The sequence below is a fragment of the Bacillus sp. BS3(2021) genome, assembly GCF_021043345.1.
Classification (GTDB): Bacteria; Bacillota; Bacilli; order Bacillales; family Bacillaceae; genus Bacillus; species Bacillus paralicheniformis.
Window position 1 is genome coordinate 136,320 of the sequence record NZ_JAJNDM010000002.1, and the last position, 17,488, is coordinate 153,807.

A 17,488-nucleotide genomic window follows, 5' to 3' on the forward strand; every position below is an offset into this window, starting at 1 on the left:
AGTTGATTTCTCATTTTAAGAAGTGACAACATTTTCGAATAGCTGTTTTGTTGTCTTTTCGTCTTCCAAAAAGTCTTTCCACGGGTCTTTATGGACAGACAGCGCTTGATTGATGCGGTCATTCAGCTCTTTGCGTTTTTCTTTATCATTCAATACGGATTGGACGTGGGACAAGCCGACACGTTCGATCCAAGCAGATGTCCGTTCTAAATAGTTGGCTGTTTCACGATAGTATTGGAGATACGCGCCTGTGATTTCGATGACTTCTTCAGCCGTTTTGACTTTCATTAACAGATCGCCTGCGCGCAAATGCGTGCCTCCGTTTCCGCCGACGTAAATTTCCCAGCCACCGTCGATGCCGACGACACCGATATCTTTAATGCCGGATTCGGCGCAGTTTCTCGGACAAGCGGAAACCGCCATTTTAATTTTGTGAGGCGTGTAGAGCCCTTCAAATTTTTTCTCAAGGTCAATTCCGAGGGCCATTGAGTCTTGCGTGCCGAAGCGGCAGAACTGTTCGCCGACACACGTTTTTACGGTTCTGAGCGTTTTTCCGTAAGCAAATCCTGAAGGCATGTCAAGATCAGCCCATACTTTCGGAAGATCTTCTTTTTTGACGCCGATCAGGTCGATCCGCTGGCCGCCGGTCATTTTCACTAGCGGAATTTCATATTTGTCGACGACATCAGCGATGCGCCGCAAATCATTCGAATTGGTAACCCCGCCGTACATCCGCGGTACAACTGAATATGTGCCGTCTTTTTGAATGTTGGCGTGCATCCGTTCATTGACGAAGCGGGATTCTCTTTCATCTTCATATTCCTTCGGATTGATCATGCCGAGGTAGTAGTTAAGCGCAGGGCGGCATTTGGAACAGCCTTCCGCCGTTTTCCAGCCGAGCACGTTCATGACTTCTTTCGTATGGGTCAGCCCTTTTTCTCTGATTTCGGCCACGATTTCGTCTCTTGACAGGTCCGTACATCCGCAAATCGCTTCTTTTTGTGCTGAAGCATCAAACTCTGAGCCGAGCGTATGCTGAAGAATCTCAGCGACAAGCGGCTTACATCCTCCGCAAGAACGTGATGCGCCTGTGCAGGCTTTAATTTCATCCGTCGATGTGCAGCCCTGCTCTTTGATCGCCTGAATGATCATTCCTTTCGAAACGCCGTTACAGCCGCATACGATCTCATCGTCGCTCATCGCAGCGGTCAAGCTCATGCCTTCTTCCTGATTCAAAGGCTGCAAGATTGAAATTTTAGAAGTATCTGAAATATCTGCTCCTTTTTGAATCATGGAAAACAGCCTGTTACCTTCGCTGCTGTCTCCGAACAGTACGGCGCCGATCACCTGATTGCCGCGCAGAACGATTTTCTTGTAGATTCCGTCCTGTTCGTCAAACACTTTAAGCGCTTTTTTGTCTTCTCCGTCATCCTCATTAAAATCACCGGCAGAAAAGACCTCAACACCGGAAACCTTCAGCTGGGTTGATAAAACAGACCCTTCATACGGAGCTGTTTCAACGCCGCAGATTTTTTTGGCAAGCACTTTCGCCTGTTCATAAAGAGGCGCGACAAGTCCGTAGGCAATGCCTCTATGTTCCGCACATTCTCCGACAGCATAAATGTTGGGAACTTCGGTTTCCATGTAATCATTGACGACGATTCCTCTGTTTACCGGAAGGCCGCAGTCTTTGCCGAGCTGAACGTTCGGCTTGATTCCGACCGCCATGACGACCAAATCGGCTTCAAGCATTGAGCCGTCTTTGAATTTTAAGCCTTCGACACGTGTTTCTCCGTAAATTTCTTCTGTCTGCTTTTCCAGCAAAAATTTCATGCCCTGCTTCTCCAGCTCTTTTTGCAAAAGCCGTCCTGCGGTTGCATCAAGCTGACGCTCCATCAAATATGGCGCGAGGTGGATAACGGTAACGTCCATGCCAAGGTTAAGAAGTCCGCGCGCTGCTTCCAGTCCCAGCAATCCGCCGCCGATAACGGCTGCTTTTTTGTACGTTTTGGAAGCTTCGAGCATGATATCCGTATCCTTGATATCACGGAATGCTGTTACACCTTCTTTATCCGCTCCGGGCAATGGCAGAATAAAAGGGAGAGAACCTGTCGCCAAAATCAGTTCATCATACGGCTGGACTCTTCCCGCATCCGTGATGACGGTTTTGGACTCCGGATCAACTTTAACGACTTCTTCCCCCGTATACAGCTGAATCCCGTTTTCTTCATACCAATCCCAATCATTCAGTGTAATGTCCTTAACATCCGTATCTCCTTGAAGCACTTTGGAAAGAAGAATCCGGTTATAGTTTGGGTGCGGTTCGTTTCCAAAAATCGTGATCTGAAACTCTTCGCTTGAAATTTTAAGAATTTCTTCAACGGCCCTGACCCCGGCCATACCGTTCCCTACCAGGACTAGCTGCTTTTTTTTCACTATGATCCTCCCCTTTTTCAAAACAATTCACTATACGCCCTAAACAAGTATTCTGTTTACATCTTTAAAACTATCACAAATTATAGTTAATTTTGTAAACTTTTTATGACTTTTTATGACAATTTATTCACATAATTGTCAACTGACGGACGAATTTTTACGGAGCAAACCTTAAATCCCGGCATTCTGCAAGACGGATCGAGCGTTTCCGCTATCAAATCGTTCACATTTTGCGAATCTGCCCAATGCATCGGCACAAAAATGGTATCCGGCCTGATTGCTTCCGATAATTTGCTCCTGACAATGATGCTGCCTCTTTTTGACTCCACCCTGACCAGCACCCTGTCGCTAATGTTGTATTTTTCCGCCGTTTTCGGATGAATTTCCATAAATGATTCAAAGTGTCTGGCCTTGAGTGCAGCGCTCCTTCTCGTCTGTACTCCGGTTAAATAATGAGACATCACCCTTCCGGTCGTCAGATAAAGGGGATACTCTTCAGTCGGTTCATCTTTTTTGATCATTGGTTCGTTCGGGACGACGCACATTTTCGCTTTTTTGTCCGGGTGGGCAAAGGATGATTCAAACAGGCGCTGTGTCCCGGGGTGTCCCTGTTCGGGACAAGGCCATAAAATGCCGCCTTCCTTTCTCAGACGTTCATAAGTGATGCCCGAATAGTCGGCAATTCCGCCGCGGCTCGCTTTTCTTAATTCATTAAAAACATCCTCTGCCGATCGATATGAGAAATAACGGCCTTTTCCAAGCGCAGCAGCAATATCGCAAATCATTTGCCAGTCATGCCTCGTTTCACCGGGGCACGGTTTTGAGGCTTCCCTTAATGTCACTCTGCCTTCCAGATTGGTCATCGTTCCTTCGTCCTCGAGATAGGATGATGCGGGGAGAATGACGTCCGCGAGTCTAGCCGTTTCAGAAAGAAACAAATCAACGGCGGCAAAAAACTTTAATTTTCCCAAAGCGGATTTGACAAAGCCTGCGTTCGGACTGGATACAACAGGGTTTGAACACATTAAAAACATCCCGGTAATTTCGCCTTCATGAACTTTCTCCATCATTTCATAGGCGGATACACCTTTTCCTGGAAGGTCTTCAGCTTTTATGCCCCAAACATCCGCAATATAAGCGCGGTCAGCTTCGTTTTCAATCGACCGGTACCCTGGCAGCTGATCTGCTTTCTGGCCGTGCTCCCGCGCCCCCTGCCCATTTCCTTGTCCGGTGACGGCGCCGTAGCCGCAAGCAAATTTGCCGATTTTCCCAGTTGATATTAGAATATTCAGTAAATTTCTGACGGCAGCCGTTCCGTCCGTTTGCTGTTCAACCCCTCTTGCCGTGAACAGCATTCCCGTCTCCTCACGGGCAAATTTTACTGCAGCTTTTTTAATCTGCTCGATTTGTATCCCGGTTTTGGCCGAAATGTCTTCAAGTGATAAAGACGCCACATGGCGCTTGACCTCTTCAAAACCTTCAGCTCTCTCTCTGAGAAAAGCTCCGTCTGTCAGCTGTCCTTCAATGATGACTTTCAGCATACCGTTTGCGAGCGCGGCGTCTGTCCCCGGCTTGATTTTCAAATGCAGATCGGCGATCTTGGCCGTTGCCGTTTCGCGGGGATCGATGACAATGATGTAGGCCCCGTTTTGCTTCGCTTCTTCAAAATACGGCATGATCGTCGGCTGGCACTCTGCGATATTCGTACCTGCGAGGATGATGACCCTTGCATGGGGGATCTCGGAAAGGGCATTTGTCAGCCCCCGGTCCATTCCAAAGGTTTGATTTGCAGCTGTAGCGGCCGCCGACATGCAAAGCCTGCCGTTGTAGTCAATATGCTTCGTCTTCAAGGCGACGCGGGCGAACTTCCCCAGCAAATACGCTTCTTCGTTTGTAATGGACGCGCTGCCGTATACACCCAAAGCATCGCGGCCATCTTCATGCTGGATCGCTGTTACTTGCTCTTTGATGTACTGAAGCGCTTCATCCCATGTCACACGGACGAAGTCGCCGTTTTTTTTGATCAGCGGATGGGTGATCCTCTCCGAATGAAAGGCATGCTGGTGGGCGTTCATCCCTTTCATGCACAGCCGTCCTTTTGTCGTCGGATTGTCTTTTCCGACCGCCGTGTATTTTTTTCTTGTCACAATTGTCTGTTCAATGAGCTGCATTTTGCACTGCATGCTGCAAAATGGACATTGGGTGTCATACGTTTTTTCGGATTGCACTTCTTTTTGCTTCGTGCGAAAGTACTTTAGCAATCGTTCTGTCAATTCACATCAGCCCTTTTATCGTTTCTTGCTGAGCCAGCCGCTTCTCTTTTTCAAGCCGTTCGATCAGCTGGCCGCGAAGTCCGTTGTCAAATAAAACTTCCCGGATATGAATGATGCCGGCGCGTTCAATCCAATGCCCGACCTTCTCGAGATAATTTGCTGTTTCACGGTAATATTGAAGCAGGCCTTTCATGAATTCCCCCGCTTCCTCCGCCGAGTCGGCTACTGAAAGCAGCTCTCCCGGAGAAGCATGCTGGCCTCCTTGGCCGCCCGCATAAATCTCCCAGCCCCCGTTTACTTTGAGAAGTCCGATGTCATGAACTGAAGCGTACACGCAATCATCCAAACAGCCCGACACCCCGATCGAGACCTTGGCCGGAATGAGGAGGGATTCTGCTGCTTTTTCCAAGTCTGCCGCCAATGTTTGTATCTGTGGTTCGCCTCGTGAACCGCATGTGCACGTTTTAACCGCGGCGATCCCATGCTGAGGCGGCGGGCAATGCGGCATGCCGAGTTCTTCTTTCACGCGCTCTATATACTCCGGCTTGATACCAGCAAGCTTTAATCTCTGATGGTGTGTCATGTACACCTCTTGTATTTGATACTTTTCAATCACTTCTGCAATGCGCTTCAGCTCTTCGGCATTCGTTCGGCCTCCGTACATTTGCGGAATCATTATATCCGTCTCCTTGTCGCGCTCCTCATAGATGATGTCCGGACGGATCATTTTTAAATAGTAGTGAATCGCGGGCACGCAAATCCGGCAGCCGCTGCTGTTTTTCCAGCCGAGCGCCGAGATGACTTCGTGAACGGAAGAAAGATTTCTTATCTGTATTTCGTTCACGACTTCATCTTCCGTGAATGAAGTGCAGGCGCACATCGGCTGTTCCGCCGCAGATACATAATCATCCTGTTCAGCGGTATGGAGCAGCAGTTCTTCGACTAACGGCCTGCAGCCGCCGCATGATCCGGAAGCATTTGTACAGCCTTTGACCTCCTCGGCCGTCTTTAAACCGTGCGTCTGTATGGCTTCCATGATCGCGCCTTTTGAAACCGCGTTGCATTGACAAATCGTTTCACTAAGCGCCATAGAAACGACTGCACTGTCTTCTTCAGATTGAAACAGCTCTTTTTTGACAACGGTAATATCTCTTTGTTTGATCATGCTTTCCAACAGCCGTTGGCTGCCGCTCGTGTCTCCGTATAAAATCACGCCGGCCATTTTATCCCCTTGAAAGACGGCTTTCTTATAGACTCCTGACACTTCATCTAAAAGTTTAATAGCCGTTGTCGAGTCGTCTTCTGTGATTTTCCCTGCGGAAAAGACGTCGATGCCGGACATTTTTAAAGCTGCGGACTGGACGGAACCCTGATAACCGGCACATTCGAGCCCGCAAATATGTCTGGCCAGCACTTTCCCCTGTTCAAACAATGGCTTGACTAGACCATAGACCGTTCCGTTATGCTCCGCGCATTCACCGACGGCGTAGACATTTGGAACATTTGTCTCCATATAGTCGCTGACGATGATCGCCCGGTTTGTTGCAATACCGCTCGCCTTGGCCAGTTCGATATTCGGTCTGACACCGGCAGCCATGACGATGAGATCGGCGCTGATCTTCGTCCCGTCTTTAAACCGCACACCCTTGGCGCGGGATCTTCCTAAAATCGCCTCTGTATCTTTATCCAAATGAAAATGAATCCCTTGGTGCTCCAGCTCTTTCTGGAGCATGGCAGATGCCGGCGGATCAAGCTGGTTCTGCATGATGCAGGAAGAGTGGTGAATCACATCAACCTTCATCCCGAGGTTTGCCAACCCTCGCGCCGCCTCAAGGCCCAAAATTCCCCCGCCGATAACGGCCGCTTTTTTAAACCGCTTTGATGCCTTTATCAATGCCCGGCAATCGTCTATTGTTCTAAAACCATATACCCCTTCTTTGTCTGCACCATGAACCGGGAGAATAAACGGGGAAGAGCCCGTCGCAATAATCAGTTTGTCATAAGAGATTTCGCGGTTTTGATCTGTCGCCACCGTCTGTTTAACCGTATGGATTGCGACAGCCGTTTCCCCTGTATAAAGGGTAATCCCGTTTTCTTCATACCAGCTCCGGCTTTTTGTCATCACATCGTTCCAATCCGTTTCTCCCTGAAGGACAGAAGACAGCAGAATCCGATTATAGCTGAGGTGTGGTTCGCTGCCGATGATGACGATCTCAAACTGGTTCCCGCCGTGTTGTAAAATTTCTTCGGCCGTGCGAACTCCGGCCATGCCGTTTCCTATTAAAACCAGCCTTTGTTTCCCCATTTTCTCCCCTCCTCTCTGCAGCTTTGCTCTGGATTATTATTTCACATTGCATCGCTAAAGCGTTCAAACCTGTTACATTTCCTGACAAAAAATTTTAGAAACAGGACGGTTTGACCAGTACTCATTGATGACGATTTAACGGCTTTGGCCGCCGATGTTAAAGTTCAACATTTTATCACATTTTTTATCACGTTCTGCTTGTTTCTTTTCCTGCAATCTACTAGGCTTATAAGTAAAGAACATAAGGAATGGAGGAGGAGAATGCTACCGATTAAAAGAAGACAGCAGATATTGGCGTGGGTCAAAGAAGAAGAATCTCTGCGCATTTCAGAAATTTCGAAAAGGCTGAACGTCTCTGAAATGACCGTTTACCGCGACATTAAACCGCTTGTTGAAAACGGACAGGTCATCAAGACGGCAGGCGGAATCACGCTAAACAAGCCGAAGCAGCAGCTTGGGCAGCTTTGCGTCGTGTGCGGAAAAGGGGCAGGCTCGAGGCTTTCCGTGCAAATTGTAAAAAACGACAGTCAAATTGAACAATTTTGTTGTGCCCATTGCGCAATGCTTCGCTATGAGAAAGTGAAAGATGACGTCTCACAGATAATCTGCAGGGATTTTTTGCTAGATACGACGATCAGCGCCAAAGCCGCCGTCTTTTTGCTGGATACGAATCTTCATTTGAACTGCTGCGAGCCGCAGGCGATCCCTTTCGCTTCTGAAGCGGATGCACGGAAATTCAAAAAAGGCTTTGGCGGGCAGCTGTTATCGTTTGACGATGCCGCGCTTCTCGTCCAGAAAACGATGAAGAACAGCTGCTGCAGCCTGAAGACGTGAAATTTTGTTAAAAGATTGGATGAATGTGATGAAAAGAGCAACACTCTGGACAGTTCTCGCTGTTCTTTGTATCATTCTGCTGCCAAAAGCCGCTTTTGCTCACGCATATATCGTAAAATCAACTCCCGCTGAAAATCAGGAGCTGAAAAAAGCGCCTGCAGAAATCAAGATCGAATTCAATGAAGCGATTCAGAACGGGTTTCATTCGATAACGGTCAGAAATTCGTCGGGTGAGCGCGTTGATTCCGGCAAAACGGAAATCGATCCGCAAAACGCCAAAATCATGACCGTCATGCTGAAACCGAAATTGAAGGATGATATCTACTCGGCCGAATGGAGAGCTGTATCCGCAGACGGGCATCCCGTATCAGGCACGATTCCTTTCAGCATCGGAAACATTCAAGGCGGGCTGCCGAAAGATCAGCAAAAACAAGCATCAGGCCTGCCGGCAGCCGATACCGTCATGGAACGCGTCCTTTTGTATACCGGTTTCTCCCTGTTCATGGGGGCCGCTCTCTTTCAGCTCGTATGGTACCGCCCTGAAAACGGCTGGCCGGGTGGCAAACGGCGCCGTCTGAAGCGGATCAAGAATGCGGCGCTCTTATTGACAGGGGCCGCCATCATCATTCAGCTGCCCCTGCAAACCAAAGTAAACGCGGGCGTTTCCTGGATCGGGGCTTTCCAGCCTTCGCTTTTGCAAGAAACGCTTCTGAATACGACGGGCGGAATGCTGTGGCTGATCAACATCGCCATCATCGCCTTGCTTGTTTTTTGTTCGAACAGAAAAGGTCTGAAGAGCGCGATCTTGAGCCTGTTCCTTTTTGCCGGACTTTTGTTCGTCAAATCGCTCGACGGCCATGCCGCTTCGACGAGCGCCGGCTATATGACAATCGCGATGAACTTCATCCATCTGAATACCGCTTCCATTTGGACGGGCGGACTCGCGATGTTTGTGCTGTTTTTCGGAAAAGACTGGCTGAAGCCTGACAAAAGTTTAATATGGGAAACCATTCGGCGCTTCTCGCCATGGGCGCTCGCTTCTGCAGGGCTTCTGATATTCTCGGGCCTTTTCAACAGCTTCTTCATTGTTCACACACTGGATAACCTGCTAGGGACGGCTTACGGAAAAGCGCTCCTTGTAAAAGCGGCCCTCGTTCTTCTCATGATCGGACTCGGGGCATTACACTATTTCCGTTTTAGAAAAGCGCCGAAACAGCAGGGCGCCCGTTCGCTGAAGGCTGAATGGGCGGTCGGACTTCTCATCCTGGTGACCACGGCTGTTTTCACCAATATTCCAAGTCCGCCCGCGCCGCTGCCGCAGCCTTTCAGTGAGACGAAGCAATTGACGGAAGGAAACACGCTGTCGCTCCGAATCAGCCCGAACATGCCGGGCTCAAATGCGTTTGAAGTCACAGTCAGAAACAGAAAAGGAGACGTCGTCAAAGATATTCAAAAAATCGAATTAACCGTTGAGAAAACCGGGCTTTTCGGGGATGACAAGGAGAGCACGTTCAGCCTCAGCAAAAATAAAGACGGCGTTTTTCAAACGAAAAATTTAAATTTAAGCGAAGACGGCATCTGGAAAATCCGCGTTCACGGGTTAACGGCGTCATTTGAGGAGATCAGAACGGTTTTCAATGCAAAAATTAATAAAAAGGAGTTTTGATTATGTTTAAAAAAACATTATGGCTGGGTGCAATCCTAGCATCATTTTTGCTTTTCTCCGTGCCTGTCAGCGCACATGTCACGGTAAAACCGGCAGAATCAGCAGCAGGCTCATGGGAAACATACACCGTCAAAGTACCGGTTGAAAAAGACAACGCCACAACCAAGGTCGTTCTCAGCATGCCAGACGGTGTTGAATTTCAGCAGTATGAACCGGTGCCAGGCTGGAAAACAAGCACTGAAACCGGTAAAAACGAGAAAGTGACAAGGGTGACGTGGGAAGCCGAAAACGGCGGCATTCAGCCTGGTGAATTCCAACAGTTTACTTTCACCGCCAAAAACCCTGACAAAGAACAAAAGGCCGCCTGGAACGCTTACCAATATTATAAAGACGACACGATTGTCGAGTGGACCGGCGATGAAAACGCCGATACCCCGCATGCGATCACAAGCATTGTCGATGCTGCAAAGCTCGGGCACGAAACGGTTGACGCACACGGCGCTTCAACGAAACAAAACACAGCCGCAGAAAACGAAGACGGTCAAGCCGGACAAGGGATTCAAACCGCTTCCCTCATCCTGTCGATCCTCGCCGTGCTTCTTGGGGGTGCTGCGCTGCTCTTGACAGTGCGCAAAAAGAAAGCGTAAAAATGAAAAGCTGTCGGGAATATCCCGACAGCCTTTTTGTGCCCATTTCAGTTCGAATCCCGCACGATCTGATAATACATGCCCGTTTTTTGGTCGACCACCGCCTCTAAATGAAGCCCGTCATCAGTCTCAAATGTTCCATTCAGGCGAGCGGCATCCCCTGTATATAACGTGTACTTGCTTCCCTTAGGCGTTGTGAACGGTGAAGAAGCTTCCGCACTCTCCGTTTTCGGGTGATCCGATTTTACAATTGCGTAATTTAAGTCGCGGTACCATTGATATTTGCCGTTTTCCCGTTTGATGTGAGCGAGGCAAATTCCCTCTCCCTCCGAATCGCCGAATCGAAAAACGACGACTTGTTCGCCGTTTAAATCGATTTTGTCTATAATATCGTCTTTTGTGATGTTCTCGTAACGAATACCGTCCTCAATCGCTTCCTGTTCGCTGTTCACCCATTTGGTTTGTTCATCATTTTCTTGGGCGCTCGCACAACCCGCAACCAAGATCGCCAAAAATAATAAAACTGTTCGTTTTTTCATCCGCTTCCTCCGACTTTAATTGTTTTAGGGCATTATATGAATTCGGCCAGCGTTGAAAATATCCTCTTTGCAGGAAAATTTCCAATACGGTGATTCAAAAATTAACAAACTTATCTTACAATAGAAAAAGTTCTGAATGATTGAGTAGGGAGAGATCGGAGTATGAAAGTATCGATTCTGTTTGTCTTGCTTGCGGCCATTTTATGGGGAACGACGGGAACAACCCAGGCGTTCGCGCCTGAAGAAGCGGCGCCTCTTATGTTCGGCGCTGTCAGAATGGCGGTCGGCGGCATCACCCTGCTCTTGTTCGCGGCTTTGCGCGGTCAATTAAAACGCAGCGGCTGGCCCGTTAAAACGCTGATTATCGCAGCATTGAGCATGGCATTTTATCAGCCTTTCTTTTTTTCAGCTGTCAGTCTCTCAGGGATCGCCGTCGGAACGGTCGTCGCCATCGGCAGCGCTCCGATTATCGCCGGCTGCCTCGAATGGCTCGTGTTCAAAAAAGTACCCCAAGCGAAATGGTGGATCGCAACGGCTGCAGCGATAGCAGGCGTATCCTTGTTATTCATCCCTTCCGCCTCATCGGGAGGGAGCTTTCTCGGCATATTGCTCGCACTCGGCGCCGGTCTTTCCTTTGCCGTCTATACGCTGACAAGCAAAAAGCTCCTGCAACAGCAGAAGCCGGAGGCTGTCACAGGCACCGTGTTCTTTTTAAGCGCTGTATTGCTTGCCCCGTTGTTGTTTCTGTACGATTTGAGCTGGATCTTATCGGTTCAGGGATCGGCTGTCAGCCTCTATATCGGCGTCATTGCAACCGGTGCCGCGTACCTGTTATTTACGACAGGATTGGCAAAAGTACCCGCCTCAACAGCGGTGACCCTGTCGCTGGCTGAACCGCTCACGGCGTCGCTTTTAGGAACCGTGCTTGTCAAGGAATCGCTGCCTCTTGTTTCCTGGGCCGGAATCGCATTGCTTCTGCTGGGCATTTTTTATATTTCCTATCAGCCCAAAAAGAATAAAATGAACGCTGAACAAGTGAAAGCGTAAAAAAACCGCCCGTGGATATGCGGGCGGGTTTTCATGTTGTCTTGTTATTCATCCAAACCGATAGACAAATATTTTGTTTCCAAATACGGCTCGATGCCTTCCTGTCCGCCTTCGCGTCCGATGCCGCTTTCCTTCATGCCGCCGAAAGGCGCCTGAACGGTTGACGGTCCGCCATCATTCCAGCCGAGAATGCCGTAATCAAGATTTTCGGATAAATAGATGCCGCGGCGGTAGTTTTCCGTAAAGAAGTATGCCGCTAAACCGTAAGGCGTATCATTGGCGAGCTTGACTGCTTCGTCCAGCGTTTTAAAAGTCGTAATCGGCGCAACGGGACCGAATGTTTCCTCATGCATGATCGTCATTGAAGGATCAACATCCGTCAGCACTGTCGGGTGGACAAAGTAGCATGATTTCTCATCATCGCTTTCATATTCGGCGCCGATGAGAACTTTTGCCCCTTTATTCACCGCGTCATTAATTTGGTCAACTATTTTTTGGAAGCCGTTTTTATTGATGACCGGGCCGATTGATACACCTTCTTCAAGTCCGTTTCCGACTTTCAGCTTGGCGACTTCCGCGCGGAGTTTTTCTGCAAATTCATCCTTAACCGATTCATGAACGATCAGACGGTTTGCACAGACGCACGTTTGTCCGGCATTCCTGTATTTCGACAGCATCGTCTGTTTAACGGCGAGGTCGATGTTGGCATCTTCATCAACGATCAGCGGAGCATGGCCGCCGAGCTCCATTGACACATGCTTCACCGTCTCGGCGCTGTTTTTCATTAAATGTTTGCCGACAGGCGTTGACCCGGTAAACGTAATCTTGCGGATCAGCGGATGGCTTGTAAAAATAGAACCGATCTCTTTTCCGTCGCCGATCACACACTGAAGGACGTCTTTCGGAATGCCCGCTTCGTGGCCGAGGCGAACGAGCTCAAGCGCCGTTAAAGGCGTGTCAGGCGCCGGCTTGATGATAAAAGTACAGCCCGCCGCCAAGGCTGGCGCCGCTTTTCTCGTGATCATCGCCGCCGGAAAGTTCCACGGGGTAATCGCCGCAACAGGACCGACCCCTTGGCGCGTGACGATGATGCGCTTGTTCGTCACAGATGCGGGAACCGTTCTTCCGTAGATGCGTTTTGCTTCCTCCGCATACCATTCGATATAGCCTGCGCTATATATGACTTCTCCCTGTGCTTCAGCGTACGGCTTGCCGTTTTCAAGCGTAATTAATTTTGCCAGCTCGTCCTTCTGCTCCACAATCAAATCGAACCATTTTTTCAGTAAGCCCGCTCGTTCTGAAGCCGATGTTTTCGACCATTTTTGAAATGCTTCATGCGAGCGTACGACTGCCTCTTCGACTTCCTTTGCAGATTGCTGGGGAACCGATTTGATTTTTTCTCCAGTCGCAGGATTATATACTTCTAGCATGCTGGTCATGTTGAATCTCCTCCCCTTTACGTTTTGAACTGCTGTTGTATAAAAGAAAACCGATCAATGTCCATCCTGCCAAGATCAGCCACTCATACGGCCATGTGAGCGCGGCCGGCATGCCTGGCAAATAAAAGGCAAGAAAGATAACACTTAAGAGGATAGCAGATATACCCGTCGTTTTCCACTTATTGATTTTATACGGCCTGTTTAAATCCGGCTCTGTCTTTCTCAGCTTCATGAATGCAATCGACACGATCAAATATCCGACTATAATACCTGTTCCCCCTGCATTGACGATCCAAACAAGGGCAGGGCGCCCGAGCAGCGGTGCAAAAAATGCCAGCGCTCCCAGAAACAAAATCGCGTTCGTCGGCGTTTTATACTTCGGATGGATGAAACCGAACCATTTCGGCACCATGCCTTTTTCAGACATGGCAAACAGAATGCGGCTCGCACCGATAATAAATGCGTTCCAGCTTGTAATGATGCCGGCGACTCCGCCGAGGACAAGCACCGTGCCGAACAGCTGGTTCCCGAGCAGATTGACCATGGCATCCGCGGTCGCCAAAGAAGTCGTTGCAAGCTCGCTTTCTGACAGTCCCATCGTCACGCCGAAAACAATCAGCAAATAAAACACGACCGCACTGACGATCGAAATAATCAAAATTTTGCCGATGATTTTTTTCGGGGCATTAATTTCAGCCGCAACCTGAGGGATGACGTCAAATCCGACAAACAGAAACGGAATCATGACGAGGACGGACATCATCCCGGAGAATCCGTCTTTAAAAAGGGGCTGCATATGTTCAACATTACCGTTTACCAAAGCGCCTCCCAAAAGGAGAAAGCCCGTGGCGATAATCGCGATCGTAAAAACCGACTGAAAAATCGCGGCCGGCTTGACGCCGAAGTAATTGAGCGCGGTCAGGACGACCGCACCCCCTGAACCGATCAACACCCAAGTGACATACACGTCCCAGCCGCTAAGCGACCAGAGAAACCCTTGATGTTCGACAGGCAGGACGTAATCGATGACAGTCGGCAATGCGACCGCCTCAAATGTGATCACCGAAACATAGCCGAAAAGCACACCCCAAGCGGCGACAAAAGCCGTTTTCCGGCCAAACGCCCTGTAGACGAAAATCAAGCCGCCCCCCGTTTCAGGGATGGCAGAAGACAGCTCCGCGTATGTTAACCCGATTAAGATGACCAGTATGCCGCCGATGATAAATGCGATGGTGCTGCCCAAAAAACCGGCTGTCGAAATCCAGTCGCCGGAAAGGACGACCCAGCCCCAGCCGAGCATAGCCCCGATTGCTAAAAATAGCACATCCGTCTGCGACATCGTTTTTTTCATTTGCTGTTTACCCATCTATATCCGCCCCTTCCTTTAGAAGATGTCAAACTAGAGCTGTTTCAGCGCTTCTTCGATGATGCCGAACCCTTCCTCAAGCAATTCATCAGTAATAACAAGCGGAGACAGAAAACGGATAATGTTGCCATTGATACCTGCCGTCAACAAGAGCAGGCCGTGTTCATTGGCGTACTTGGCAATCTTGGCCGCAGCGGCTTTGTCCGGCTCCCGTGTCTTTTCGTCCCGGACAATTTCAAGCGCCGCCATCGCGCCAAGTCTGCGAACTTCCCCAATCTGCGGATATTTCACCTTCCATTCATGCGCTCGCTCTTCAATGGCTTTGCCGATTTCTTCAGAGCGTTTGTTGAGCAGTTCCGATTCGATAATATCGAGCACTGCCAAAGCGGCTACGCATCCAAGCGGACTTCCGGCGTATGTGCCCCCGAGTTCCCCCGGATCCGCCGCATCAAGCATTTCCGCCCGGCCGATGACACCGCTGAGCGGAACACCGGCAGCCAGCGATTTTGACACCGTCACAAGATCAGGAACGACATCAAAATGCTCAATCGCAAAATATTTGCCTGTTCTGGAAAAGCCTGTTTGGATCTCATCGGCGACAAAAACGATGCCGTGTTTTTGACAGAAGGCTGCGACATGCTGCACAAACCGTTTGGAAGGAATAATAAATCCTCCTTCTCCCTGCACCGGCTCCATGACAACGCAAGCGACCGTCTCCGGAGCAACAGACGAGACGAAGAAATCGTCAAATGCCTGAATAACCATGTCATCGTAGCTTTCATCAGTCATCCCTTCAGGTTTTCTATAGTAGTAAGGAAACGGCGCCTGATATACTTCAGGTGCAAAAGGGCCGAATCCGAATTTGTATGGTTTTACCTTGCTCGTCATGCTCATCGTCATGTTTGTGCGCCCGTGGAATCCGCGGGTAAAAGAAACGACTGCTTGACGCTTCGTATATTTTCTGGATATTTTCACGGCGTTTTCTACGGCTTCCGCCCCCGAGTTCAGGAAAATCGCTTTTTTCTCGTGTGAGCCCGGTGCAAGCCGGCAAAGTTTTTCCGCCAATTCGATATAGGCCTGATACATCATGACGTTAAAACCCGGATGAATGAGCTGTTCGGCCTGTTGCTTGACAGCTTCTACAACTTTCGGATGTGAATGCCCGACATTTAATGTACCGATCGCCCCGGCAAAATCGATAAAACGGCGCCCGTCAATATCGTATAAAACGGCCCCTTCCCCTTTAGCGGCCAGATGACGGTTTCCGTTGGAGACACCCCTTGCCACAAATTGATCCCGTTTGGCCTGCCAATCTTCCGTTGTGAATGCTTTTGTGTTCAGACTCATAAAAAATCTCTCCCCCACTCTTATTTCTTATAATTCTGAATATTTTTTGGTATGATGAAAAGTACCAATCATTAATTTTCAATGGTACCAGGGGGGAGGCGCTATGATTACGATACCGATTGACCGCTCCAAGGATGCGGATTATATTTATCACCAAATCTATCAACGGATTAAAGAAGAAATTTTCAGCCGCAATCTTTTGCCGGGAAAAAAACTCCCTTCCAAGCGCGAGCTCGCCGAAGCATTGAACGTCAGCATTAATTCGGTCAACGCTGCCTACCAGCAGCTTCTGGCAGAAGGTTATCTTTATTCACGTGAAAGAAAAGGCTTTTTTGTAGAGCAGATCGAAACGTTCCATGCCAGCCGCCATCCCGGCCCTTTTCAATTGGAAAAAGAACTGGTTGAAAAGCCGGCAAGCAAAGACGGCTGGATATCGTTTTCCCATATGAGCGTCGATACGGCGCATTTTCCATTTAAAACATGGCTTCGCTGTGAACAGAAAGCGGTTTCTTCTCATGTAAACGAACTTGGAGAAATGACGCATCCGCAAGGTGTCTACGAAGTGCGCCAAACGATCGCACGGTTTATCGCTTTAACGAGAGGCGTCAAGTGTCACCCCGAACAAATCGTGATCAGCGCAGGCACGCAGTCCTTAATTCATACGCTTCAGGATCTTCTCCCCGCCTCAGCCGTCTATGCGATGGAGGAGCCGGGATACAGCCGCATTTATCGACTGCTGAAAAATGAAGGGAAAGAAGTGGCCACGATTCAGCTCGATCATAAAGGAATGCGGATCAGCGAGATTCACCGTCTGAATCCGGATGTTTTATTTGTCACGCCTTCACACCAGTTTCCAACAGGAATCATTATGCCGGTATCGAGAAGGATTCAGCTTTTAAATTGGGTTTCCGACGGGGAAAACCGCTATATTGTGGAAGACGATTATGACAGCGAATTCAAATACGGGAGCGATACGATCCCCGCCCTGCAAAGCCTTGACCGCTCTGAAAAAGTCATCTATATCGGCACGTTTTCAAAATCGCTTCTTCCGGGTCTGAGAATCAGCTATATGGTACTGCCGCAAAAGCTGCTGAAGCGATACAGAAAAAGGCACCATTTCTCGATTCAATCGAGCAGCGTTTTAACACAGCTCGCCTTGCAGGAATTGATCGAATCGGGGGAATACCAAAAGCACATCAAGAAAATGAACCAGATTTACGAAGAAAAGCGGACAAGGCTGATCGGAAGCCTTGTCAAAACCTTTAACGGCCGGGTGAAAATTAAAGGCGAAAGCGCAGGCCTTCACTTTGTGGCCGATTTTGAAACAGATAGAAGTGAAGAAGAGGTTTTATCAAGAGCAAAGGATAGACGGGTCGAGGTTTACGGCATGAACCGGTTTACGTTAAAGAAAGAGCAGACAAAACATGAAGGAACAGTATCGCTCGTGCTTGGATTTGCTAAAATCGCTGCCGATCAGATCGACAAAGGGACTGCCAAGCTTTATGAAGCGGTATGCGGTGATGAGAAGTTTTAAAAAATACCGGCAGGTTCGCTCCTGCCGGTATCAACTTGGCTTTAGAAAGCCAACG

Annotated in this window: 12 protein-coding genes; 5 read left to right on the forward strand and 7 right to left on the reverse strand. The window is 49.0% G+C overall.

The genetic code is table 11. The features are described 5' to 3' along the window. Window positions 1-15: 15 nt before the first annotated feature. The 3 genes from nirB (LQ247_RS06040) to nirB (LQ247_RS06050) form a co-directional block, all read right to left on the reverse strand. The gene (gene nirB / locus LQ247_RS06040) at window positions 16-2,436 is read right to left on the reverse strand and encodes a nitrite reductase large subunit NirB (RefSeq protein WP_023857922.1); all 2,421 of its coding nucleotides are present in this window, start codon (window positions 2,434-2,436) and stop codon (window positions 16-18) included. A gap of 113 nt (window positions 2,437-2,549) precedes the next feature. Beyond that, window positions 2,550-4,709, reverse strand: coding sequence for an assimilatory nitrate reductase catalytic subunit NasC (gene nasC, locus LQ247_RS06045; protein WP_231005720.1), 2,160 nt, complete (start codon window positions 4,707-4,709; stop codon window positions 2,550-2,552). Window position 4,710: 1 nt separating this feature from the next. After that, window positions 4,711-7,014 carry a nitrite reductase large subunit NirB gene (nirB, locus tag LQ247_RS06050; protein WP_231005722.1) on the reverse strand — a complete coding sequence of 768 codons (2,304 nt, stop codon included), beginning with the start codon at window positions 7,012-7,014 and terminating at the stop codon, window positions 4,711-4,713. 261 nt (window positions 7,015-7,275) lie between these two features. Here nirB (LQ247_RS06050) and LQ247_RS06055 point away from each other — a divergent pair, with 261 nt between their 5' ends. The 3 genes from LQ247_RS06055 to LQ247_RS06065 are packed head-to-tail and all read left to right on the forward strand — an operon-like array spanning window position 7,276 to window position 10,161. Continuing rightward, window positions 7,276-7,848, forward strand: coding sequence for a DeoR family transcriptional regulator (locus LQ247_RS06055; protein WP_039073212.1), 573 nt, complete (start codon window positions 7,276-7,278; stop codon window positions 7,846-7,848). A gap of 19 nt (window positions 7,849-7,867) precedes the next feature. Next, window positions 7,868-9,514: a copper resistance protein CopC gene (locus tag LQ247_RS06060; protein WP_035339236.1), complete on the forward strand. Its 1,647-nt coding sequence runs from the start codon at window positions 7,868-7,870 to the stop codon at window positions 9,512-9,514. Between the two features lie 2 nt (window positions 9,515-9,516). Continuing rightward, window positions 9,517-10,161: a YcnI family copper-binding membrane protein gene (locus LQ247_RS06065; RefSeq protein WP_231005724.1), complete on the forward strand. Its 645-nt coding sequence runs from the start codon at window positions 9,517-9,519 to the stop codon at window positions 10,159-10,161. Window positions 10,162-10,208: 47 nt separating this feature from the next. On the opposite strand, the gene LQ247_RS06070 is transcribed toward LQ247_RS06065, so the two are convergent. After that, window positions 10,209-10,700, reverse strand: coding sequence for a hypothetical protein (locus tag LQ247_RS06070; protein ID WP_026580557.1), 492 nt, complete (start codon window positions 10,698-10,700; stop codon window positions 10,209-10,211). A 162-nt stretch (window positions 10,701-10,862) separates the two neighbouring features. Here LQ247_RS06070 and LQ247_RS06075 point away from each other — a divergent pair, with 162 nt between their 5' ends. Further along, on the forward strand, window positions 10,863-11,747 hold the full coding sequence (locus tag LQ247_RS06075) for a DMT family transporter (RefSeq protein WP_231005726.1): 885 nt from the start codon (window positions 10,863-10,865) through the stop codon (window positions 11,745-11,747). A gap of 44 nt (window positions 11,748-11,791) precedes the next feature. Here the strand turns inward: LQ247_RS06075 and gabD are convergent, their stop codons facing one another. The 3 genes from gabD to gabT are packed head-to-tail and all read right to left on the reverse strand — an operon-like array spanning window position 11,792 to window position 15,899. Then, on the reverse strand, window positions 11,792-13,186 hold the full coding sequence (gene gabD / locus LQ247_RS06080) for a succinate-semialdehyde dehydrogenase (RefSeq protein WP_035337201.1): 1,395 nt from the start codon (window positions 13,184-13,186) through the stop codon (window positions 11,792-11,794). Continuing rightward, window positions 13,161-14,552: an APC family permease gene (locus LQ247_RS06085; RefSeq protein WP_101561616.1), complete on the reverse strand. Its 1,392-nt coding sequence runs from the start codon at window positions 14,550-14,552 to the stop codon at window positions 13,161-13,163. Before LQ247_RS06085 ends, gabD begins: the two co-directional genes overlap by 26 nt. A 33-nt stretch (window positions 14,553-14,585) precedes the next feature. Beyond that, complete coding sequence (gabT, locus tag LQ247_RS06090) at window positions 14,586-15,899, reverse strand: 4-aminobutyrate--2-oxoglutarate transaminase (RefSeq protein WP_144497707.1); 1,314 nt, start codon at window positions 15,897-15,899, stop codon at window positions 14,586-14,588. A 103-nt stretch (window positions 15,900-16,002) separates the two neighbouring features. Between gabT and gabR the strand changes: the two genes are divergently transcribed. Continuing rightward, on the forward strand, window positions 16,003-17,433 hold the full coding sequence (gene gabR, locus LQ247_RS06095; protein WP_026580552.1) for a MocR-like transcriptional regulator GabR: 1,431 nt from the start codon (window positions 16,003-16,005) through the stop codon (window positions 17,431-17,433). Window positions 17,434-17,488 lie beyond the last annotated feature (55 nt).